The 8,362-nt window shown below is 37.4% G+C and carries 7 protein-coding genes and 1 tRNA gene; 3 read left to right on the top strand and 5 right to left on the bottom strand.

Going from position 1 to position 8,362, the window contains the following annotated elements; all coding sequences use genetic code 11:
* Positions 1-77: 77 nt before the first annotated feature.
* The 5 genes from KO495_RS11040 to KO495_RS11060 all read right to left on the bottom strand — a co-directional run bounded on the left by KO495_RS11040 (position 78) and on the right by KO495_RS11060 (position 3,776).
* Positions 78-154 (bottom strand) — tRNA-Asp (locus tag KO495_RS11040).
* Between the two features lie 207 nt (positions 155-361).
* Positions 362-1,756: a TIGR03503 family protein gene (locus KO495_RS11045; protein ID WP_252738919.1), complete on the bottom strand. Its 1,395-nt coding sequence runs from the start codon at positions 1,754-1,756 to the stop codon at positions 362-364.
* Positions 1,747-2,517, bottom strand: a complete 771-nt coding sequence (gene dnaQ, locus KO495_RS11050; protein WP_215980472.1) for a DNA polymerase III subunit epsilon — start codon at positions 2,515-2,517, stop codon at positions 1,747-1,749. The genes KO495_RS11045 and dnaQ overlap by 10 nt, the downstream gene beginning before the upstream one ends.
* A 43-nt stretch (positions 2,518-2,560) precedes the next feature.
* The gene (locus KO495_RS11055) at positions 2,561-3,049 is read right to left on the bottom strand and encodes a DUF2919 family protein (RefSeq protein ID WP_215980473.1); all 489 of its coding nucleotides are present in this window, start codon (positions 3,047-3,049) and stop codon (positions 2,561-2,563) included.
* The gene (locus tag KO495_RS11060; RefSeq protein ID WP_215980474.1) at positions 3,042-3,776 is read right to left on the bottom strand and encodes a DUF599 domain-containing protein; all 735 of its coding nucleotides are present in this window, start codon (positions 3,774-3,776) and stop codon (positions 3,042-3,044) included. The genes KO495_RS11055 and KO495_RS11060 overlap by 8 nt, the downstream gene beginning before the upstream one ends.
* 263 nt (positions 3,777-4,039) lie before the next feature.
* Between KO495_RS11060 and KO495_RS11065 the strand changes: the two genes are divergently transcribed.
* The 3 genes from KO495_RS11065 to cysK all read left to right on the top strand — a co-directional run bounded on the left by KO495_RS11065 (position 4,040) and on the right by cysK (position 8,300).
* Complete coding sequence (locus tag KO495_RS11065; RefSeq protein ID WP_215980475.1) at positions 4,040-6,493, top strand: carbohydrate binding family 9 domain-containing protein; 2,454 nt, start codon at positions 4,040-4,042, stop codon at positions 6,491-6,493.
* 146 nt (positions 6,494-6,639) lie between these two features.
* On the top strand, positions 6,640-7,149 hold the full coding sequence (locus KO495_RS11070; protein ID WP_215980476.1) for an META domain-containing protein: 510 nt from the start codon (positions 6,640-6,642) through the stop codon (positions 7,147-7,149).
* Positions 7,150-7,319: 170 nt separating this feature from the next.
* A complete protein-coding gene (cysK, locus tag KO495_RS11075) occupies positions 7,320-8,300 on the top strand; it encodes a cysteine synthase A (protein WP_215980477.1) in 981 nt (326 codons plus the stop codon).
* Positions 8,301-8,362: the final 62 nt, after the last annotated feature.

The raw sequence follows: 8,362 nt of genomic DNA on the forward strand, positions 1-8,362 counted from the left end.
TGAACTACCACTCCGCGATCTTTTGCTTTAAATAGTTAACGAAATTCCTTTCGCATCAATCATGATGAAGAGTAAATTGGCGGAGTGGACGGGACTCGAACCCGCGACCCCCGGCGTGACAGGCCGGTATTCTAACCAACTGAACTACCACTCCGCGACATTTACTTTGTTTCCAACGACATGTCGTTGGATGCGGCGAGATAATACGGATATGATGCCATGCCGTCAACCACTTTTTTAAAATTTTTATCTGTATGTTGGTTTGATAAGCAATATGCTAAAAAATCCAGCGAATTTTAACTTTACTGTACAATTTGGCGATATCAGTACCAAAATATTAATATCGCTACTATCGCTTTATTTAGCTTTTGGCTTTCTTCTTACGCATAAATAGAAATGCAGCTAACGCTAAAACAATAATTAAGGTGTTTCCCGCAACAAGAATAATTAACGTTTGTGCTTTTTTCTCTTTTTGTGCTTGTTGTTGTGCAGCTAATGCAGCAATTCGTTCTTGTTCAAGTGCTTCTGCTAAAGCTTGAGCCTTTTCTTCTTCAGAAGTACTGCCCTCATTATCGAGTCCCAGTACATTAGGCACTAAATCAGTCGCTTCTACATTAAAGGTAACTTCAGGCACCACTAAACGAAACTCTCTTCCCGTGCGTGTTTGACCAAAAGCACTAACATTTATACGATATATACCTGGCTCTGTATAAGTAATATCTTCAGTTCGCTTACTCCCCTTGCCTTCTAGAATAGAAAAAGGCTCTATCTGACGATCAGGAAAGGTAATTTTACCTTGAAACACTAAGCTATTTTCATCAACAAGCGTTGGATCAATTACCAAATTCATTATATGAGATTCATCTGGTGTATTAGATACATCAACCTCGATTGTTATCGGGGTTTTATGCAGAAGAATATTTTCTTGCCTTAACTCACGTGTTGCCATAGGCAATTTTACTAAATAGACAGGCTGCCATTCACCCGGAGAGAACTTCATCACAAACTCCCCTGTAAATACGTTGTCGTTGACATACTCATCTAAACCGCGTCCATCATCTCTAAATGAGGTAATTTTTATCGCATCCGCACCAAAATTTTCATACGCCGAATTATTAGTGCTATAAAAATTCACATCTAATTTCACCACTTCTTTAAAATGTGGGCTAGCAATAGCTTGTTCGCCATTAAAGAGCCGACCTGTTACTTTTAAAGTTTCTCCTGAAAAAATGATATCGGGTAGCGGTTCAACGGCAATCTTTACATCTGAAACCACCAGTATTTGACTTTCAGGTAAAATATCACCAATAGCTTGCCACGGACCAACCATAGGTTTTTTTATTTTTATCATGTCGAAGGTGCGGTCGTCGTACCACTGCACTTTTTCTACATCAAAGCCATTCACTCTAATTTTACTACCGTCTGGACGAACTAAAATAACCGGTCTACTGCCACTTTTTCGATAAAATATCATGGTTATTTCATCGAGTTCGCTATCTATACGAAAGCGGTTATCAAAATAAGGAATTTGGTTAGTGATATTGTCACTTTTATGGTATTCGACCGTCCCCTTATTTAAGGGGCTAGTGCTTTTTGTATCAGTATTAGTAAAGCGCGCATTATTATCGGCATATAAAGCACCAGAATAAATGACCAGCATTAATAAACATGTAACTAGAATAGAATGAGGAACATGCCATAGAAAGTTGCCATGTTGAGTTTTTTTAATTGGACACGCAATTAAGTTTATTTCCAAACGGGTTCTCCTCCTTTACTTTCAATTACCGCTAAGCGATCGCTATGAGCTATCAGTTCATCGGCAGAAGCTAAGACAATCTTTAATTTATTACGTTGCTCTGGTAACCGCCTAATCACATTATCATCTGAGCTTTCAGTATCCCCGGCTGATAAGTTCAAGGTTGATTGTTTACGTGTCATTTCAATGTAAACAAAGGCAAGCAACTGCGCATCAATCAATGCACCGTGATAAGTACGGTCAATAAGCTTATCGACTTTATAAAATCGTGCTAGGTAATCTAAGGTTTTCGGTGAGCCAAACTCATCTTTCGAGACTTTTAAGGTATCGGTTATCGTACAAATATCTTGGGTCATTGGTACTTGATTATTGCCATTGCTCATTGCATTAAATAAAGCAAATTCATGATCCATAAAACCAACATCAAACTTTGCATTATGAATAACCAGCTCGGCACCGCGAATAAAATCAATAAACTCATGAACGACTTGGGAAAATATTGGTTTATCATTTAAAAATTCATTGGTTAAACCATGAACGTTAATAACCTCTTGTTCCATTTCAAATACTTGGCCACGTTGATCAAGTGGTTTGATATAAACATGATAACTACGTCCGGTTAATTGTCGGTTGATCATTTCAACACAACCTATTTCAACAATACGGTGACCTTCTCTTGGGTTAATACCCGTTGTTTCAGTATCAAGTATTATCAGACGTTGATCTTTCTTATGCGGATCGGCAGGGTTATGAGTGCTCATCAAGGAAACCTTTAAACTTAGTAATAATGACGTAAAGAATAGATTATTTTTCAGGTAATTTTTGCGGAAACTCCACTAAATTAATTTTCATGCGTTCACTGGCAAAGCATAATGCAATTAATGCTATAACAATAATAGCTTGTCCTATAAGCCAGGCTATTGGCAGTAGTTGTAAATATAACACAGCGGCGACATTCACGAATAGGTCGAATAACAAAGCAATCAATAGAAAAGCTCGACAATAAGGCCAACACTTTTGCACCCAAGGTGCGGCATCGGGACGACGTAAACTGATAATAAGTACCACAAATAAACCTAATGCCCCCGATACTAAACTCAATATAAACAAATCGGTTTGCGGGTATATCCATTCCATCAGCCCTACTCGATCACGCATATTGGTTACCGAGATAAGCCAAATAATATAGCCACGTAACACAAAAAGTAGTACTAAATAGAATAGCTTCGATAATTTTAAGCAATCAAAGTGGTCAAAATCTTCAATAGAATAATGCTTATAGGCGTTAGTCACGAGTCGCCTTATTTTGTTTAGCTAAACGCACTTCATTAAGTAATTGTTGTCCCGTAGTAATAGCACGAACAGCTTTTGAATTAAACTCTCGCGTATACAAGGTATAAACCACCCATAAACTCATTAACACTAATAAAACAGGATGAAAAAACCAACACATGGCGGCTAGAGCAAAATAATAAGAGCGCAAACCATAATTATAAGAGTGTGCTGCTTGGTCTTGCACAATGGCCATTTGTTTAGCATAACCTAATAAATTCTCATTTTTGCCTGAGGTATCAATTGGCGCAGCACCAACCATCACATTCAAAAAGCCATATTGACGCATTGACCAAGTAAACTGAAAGAAAGATAAAACAAAAATAAAGGATAATAACCCCAGCTTTAATTGAATGGCTAAATGACTGACTTGATCAGCATAAGGTAATGAATTTATAACATGTTCTAACGTATCTACTTTAGCGAACAAGGTAAATATACCAGCAAGTATTAATAAAGTACTTGAGGCAAAAAACGCAATATTACGCTCTAAATTAGCTAATAATGCCGCTTCGCTGACGCGGGTTTCACGCGTTAGTAACTCATGCATCCAGTGAATTCGGTGTTGATGTAGAGAGCGGGCTATACAGTCAGTTGTTTTCGCTTTTTTACGAGCAAACCATGTATAGCCAAACCATGAAAGTATAAAAACAACCAATGATAAAATATCAAGAAATGAAAATGGCACACAAACCCCTTACTGCTATAAATTAAGCGACAGATTATACGATAAATATGACGTTTTACTAAGCTTGTTTGTTAGTTAACCTGAGCTTGGAATAATAAATTCATCTCAAGCTACTATTTTACTCACTCACCTTAGTTTACGTTCATAACTCGCCACGTCTAAAAGTAAACATTGTGTTAACCATAAATATTTGTAACAATTTATCTTATAAAACAACTTGCTAATAGCAAGTATAATAAGAAACTACAATTAACGGAATAACTATGTCAAAGCTAAGCAGTAATAGCTTTTTATCTTTTGCTACCTTTTTTTTACCCCTTTCTCTAGCCTTTAATACACTAAGCAACAATGCCTTAGCACAAGACAAAGCCGAAACGCCTGTCAGTATTAATTCCTCACAAAAACCAAACACTCTTGCACTTTCTTCACTCAACATCCCTAATAGCGCCAAAACAATAACGATTGATGGCGAATTAGATGATGCTATATGGGCTGATGCATTAGTAGTACCACTTGATATTGTAAATAGCCCTTGGGATAACTTACCGAGTCCGATAAAAACAGAGGCTAAAATTATAGAAAATGGTGATTTTTTATATATCGCTTTTATTGCAGATGATCCTGAGCCTGAAAAAATACAAGGCTTTCTTGGTGATAGAGACACCAAATGGAGCGATGATATTGTTGGGATAAAATTAGATACTCACAACAACCGCCGCCTTAATTACGAGTTTTTTGTTAACCCATTTGGCGTACAAAATGATGCTATTTTTAACGAAATCACCGGCGAAGCTAATGATTTATGGGACGGTATATGGCACTCCTACGGAAAAATCACCCCACAAGGCTACCAAGTTGAAATCGCCATTCCTTATAATATTCTTAATTTTGAAGAAAATGGCGAAATAAAAAAATGGGCTATTGAGCTCCTGCGTAGCTACCCTCGCGAAACGCGCTTAAGAATATCGCATGTGCCACTTGATCGAGATAACCCTTGTTGGTTATGTCAGTACCCCGAAGCTGTTGGTTTTGAAAAAGCACAAACAGGTAATAATGTACGCGTAACACCGGCGATAACCGCCAGCAAAGCACAATCTAAAGATGTTTATAATCCACAAAGTGCTTGGCAAGACGACAACGAACTCGAAGCAGGAATTGACTTACGCTGGGGAATTGACGCCAATACCTCACTTAATGCCACCATAAACCCTGACTTTTCAACGGTAGAAGCCGATGCAGGTCAGCTAAGTATAAATACCACCTTCTCACTTTTTTATGATGAAAAGCGCGCTTTCTTTTTAGATAACAGTGATTATTTTGATAGTAACTACGACTTAGTTTATACCCGTAATATTGTTGCCCCTGATTACGGCGCAAAATTAACAGGTAGAAGCCAGAAACACAGTTACGGTGCTTTTATGACCAACGATACCGAAACCAATTTTTTCATGCCCGGTAACTTAAGCTCAGATGTCGCAAGCTTAAATGAAGAAAGCCACTCAGCAGCTCTACGTTATCGTTATGATCATAATGATGATTTATCACTTGGCGCTATTTCAACACTACGCCAGTCAAGCGACTACCACAACTATGTCGCAGGCTTTGATGGTCGTTATCGTATTACCGACTCTAATATTATTAGGGCGCAAGTATTAACCTCGCAAACGCAATACCCCGATGATTTATTTAAAAGCTTTTGCTTAGGTGATGAATGTATTGATGATAATACCAGCCCAAACGATTGCTCTTTTGGCAACTGTGCTTATAGCGAACAAGTTAGTCGCAGTAATATTCAAGGGGAGTTTAGCGATCAAGCAATTAAAGTTGACTATATGCACGATTCTGAATATTGGCAAGTTGACTTAAGCCATCAAAATATTGGCAAAAACTTTCGCGCCGATTTAGGTTATTTACCTAAAATAGATAAAAAAGAAAATGCTGCAAGTATTACACGCTTATTTTATGGTGAGCCTAATAGTTTATGGCAACAAGCTGAATTATCTGGTCAATGGAATATGATCACTAACGTCAATAATGAATTTATTGAACGCTCTATGGATGGCTCTTTTTATATTGATGGCCCAAGACAATCAGCACTAGAAGTTACGTTAACACATGCTGAAAAAATTGGTTTACGTCATGATGACTCAAGTTTAGCAATCGAAGGAAACACCACCCGCTTTACTGAAAACCAAGTGAACATTTACTCAAAAGCTCAGCTAAATCCACGTTTATACATGAATATAGATATGACTTTTGGTGATAAAATTGATTATAGAAATAACCGTTTAGGCACTATTAATAACGTATCAGCCAACCTTACTTGGAATATAACCAATCATTTAGAGTTTGATATAACCCATACTTACAGTGAACTTAATGCTGAGAATATTAATAACCCAACCAGTGGCGATAATGTGTATACCGCGCATTTAACTAACTTACTATTGTCTTATCAGTTTGATGTACAAAGCTACTTAAAATTAACCTTAGTTTATTCAGATATTGACCGTAACGTTAATAACAACCCTTACACTACAGTATCAGCTAAAAATAAAGACTTATCATCGCAACTTATATACGCGTATAAGCTCAACCCACAAACAGTCTTTTTCTTAGGTTACTCAGACAACAGTTATCAAGATGATTACTTGGATGACTTATCTCGCGCTGAACGTACTTTCTTTAGTAAAATCAGCTATTCTTGGATGCCATAAATAACCATAAAAATACTGTAATTAACGTCATTACTAATACCATAAAGCCCTTTTAATAAGGGCTTTAATATATCTATTGCTTTAATTTACCTTGCCTTGTAAGTTATTCACTATAATCCGTTCACTTTTAGCAAGCAGAGTTTACTATGAAAAAAAACAACCAATACTCACTATTATTAACCTTATTTACTTGTGCCAGTTTGGCTAGCTGTAGTGATAACGCAACGAACAAAACAACCCAAGCTACGGAGCAGGTTCAACCCTCGCAAACATCAGCCTCCGTAACAAGCAATGGTACTCAAGAAAATAGTGCTCAAGAACTTATCGGCAGTTGGACCATAGAATACATTAGCGAACGACCTGTTATTGATAACAGTCCAGCTCAATTCATATTTTTGCCTGATAATAAAATTGCCGGCTCAGCTAGCTGTAATAACATTTCAGGCACTTATACGCTTAATACCGATAATAAGAGCTTAACTTTCAGCCCAATGGCAATGACAAGAAAAATGTGCCCTGAGGCATTAATGGAGCAAGAGCAGCGATTTACTGCCCAACTCACCGATATTAACCAATACCGTATTACAGATGGCATACTTTATTTAACTGATGAACACCAAACAGTATTATTTAAAGCGAGCCGTATAAACAAATAATAAAATAGAAATATAAACTGAACATTAAAATGGCAAGCTTTACTTTCCATTCTAGAAAAAGAGTTATATATTCCTTTTTGCTATATAAGTTATAACAAAAAATCACTTCTGTTTTTGTTATAACTCGCTAACCTTAACGAGATAATGAAAATATTCCACAGGATTCAATTATGTCTACAATATTCGAAGATAATTCAACCAGCATTGGTAATACACCGCTAGTTAAACTTAACCGTGTTATTAAAACTGAAAACGGTACTAATGTTTATGCAAAAGTAGAAGCAAGAAACCCAAGTTTTAGTGTTAAGTGTCGTATTGGCGCTAGCATGGTTTGGGATGCTGAAAACAAAGGCTTACTTAGTGAAGGCAAAGAAATTGTTGAGCCGACAAGTGGTAACACTGGTATTGCTTTAGCATTTGTTGCCGCTGCTCGTGGCTATGGAATTACGTTAACCATGCCTAACACAATGAGCTTAGAGCGTCGTAAACTTCTTGTAGCATTAGGGGCTAATGTTGTACTTACTGATGGCGCTAAGGGCATGGGTGGTGCAATTGCTAAAGCACAAGAAATCAAAGACTCAGATCCTGAAAAATACGTATTATTAGCTCAGTTTGACAACCCAGCAAACCCTAAAATTCATGAAGAAACAACAGGCCCTGAAATTTGGCGTGACACTGACGGTAACGTTGATATTTTTGTTGCCGGTGTTGGTACTGGTGGTACGTTAACTGGCACAAGCCGATACTTAAAATTAACGCAAGGCAAAGCTATTACCACGGTTGCTGTTGAACCAACAGATTCTCCAGTAATTACTCAAGCGTTAGCGGGTGAAGAAATTAAACCAGGCCCTCATAAAATTCAAGGTATTGGCGCAGGCTTTATTCCTGGGAACCTAGACTTAACAATGGTTGATGCGGTAGAGCAAGTATCTAACGATGAATCATTTGAAATGGCACACCGCTTAATGAAAGAAGAAGGCATTTTAGCCGGAATTTCATCTGGCGCTGCCGTGGTTGCTGCAAAACGTATTGCTGAACGACCTGAAAACCAAGGTAAGAACATTGTTGTAATTTTACCTAGCTCTGCAGAGCGTTACCTTTCAAGCGCATTGTTTAGCGAAAGCTTTTCAGAAAACGAACTAGTACAGTAATCAACGCCTCAATAATAAAGTCTGTTATCTTTCTTTATTATTGAACCTGAACTCGGTTTAAG

The sequence above is a fragment of the Colwellia sp. D2M02 genome (assembly GCF_018860755.1).
Lineage (GTDB): Bacteria > Pseudomonadota > Gammaproteobacteria > Enterobacterales > Alteromonadaceae > Colwellia > Colwellia asteriadis.

Coding starts and splice junctions, on each gene's coding strand:
- dnaQ (WP_215980472.1), bottom strand. CDS start 2,517: ATGAGCACTCATAACCCTGCCGATCCGCATAAGAAAGATCAACGTCTG.
- KO495_RS11065 (WP_215980475.1), top strand. CDS start 4,040: ATGTCAAAGCTAAGCAGTAATAGCTTTTTATCTTTTGCTACCTTTTTT.
- KO495_RS11070 (WP_215980476.1), top strand. CDS start 6,640: ATGAAAAAAAACAACCAATACTCACTATTATTAACCTTATTTACTTGT.
- cysK (WP_215980477.1), top strand. CDS start 7,320: ATGTCTACAATATTCGAAGATAATTCAACCAGCATTGGTAATACACCG.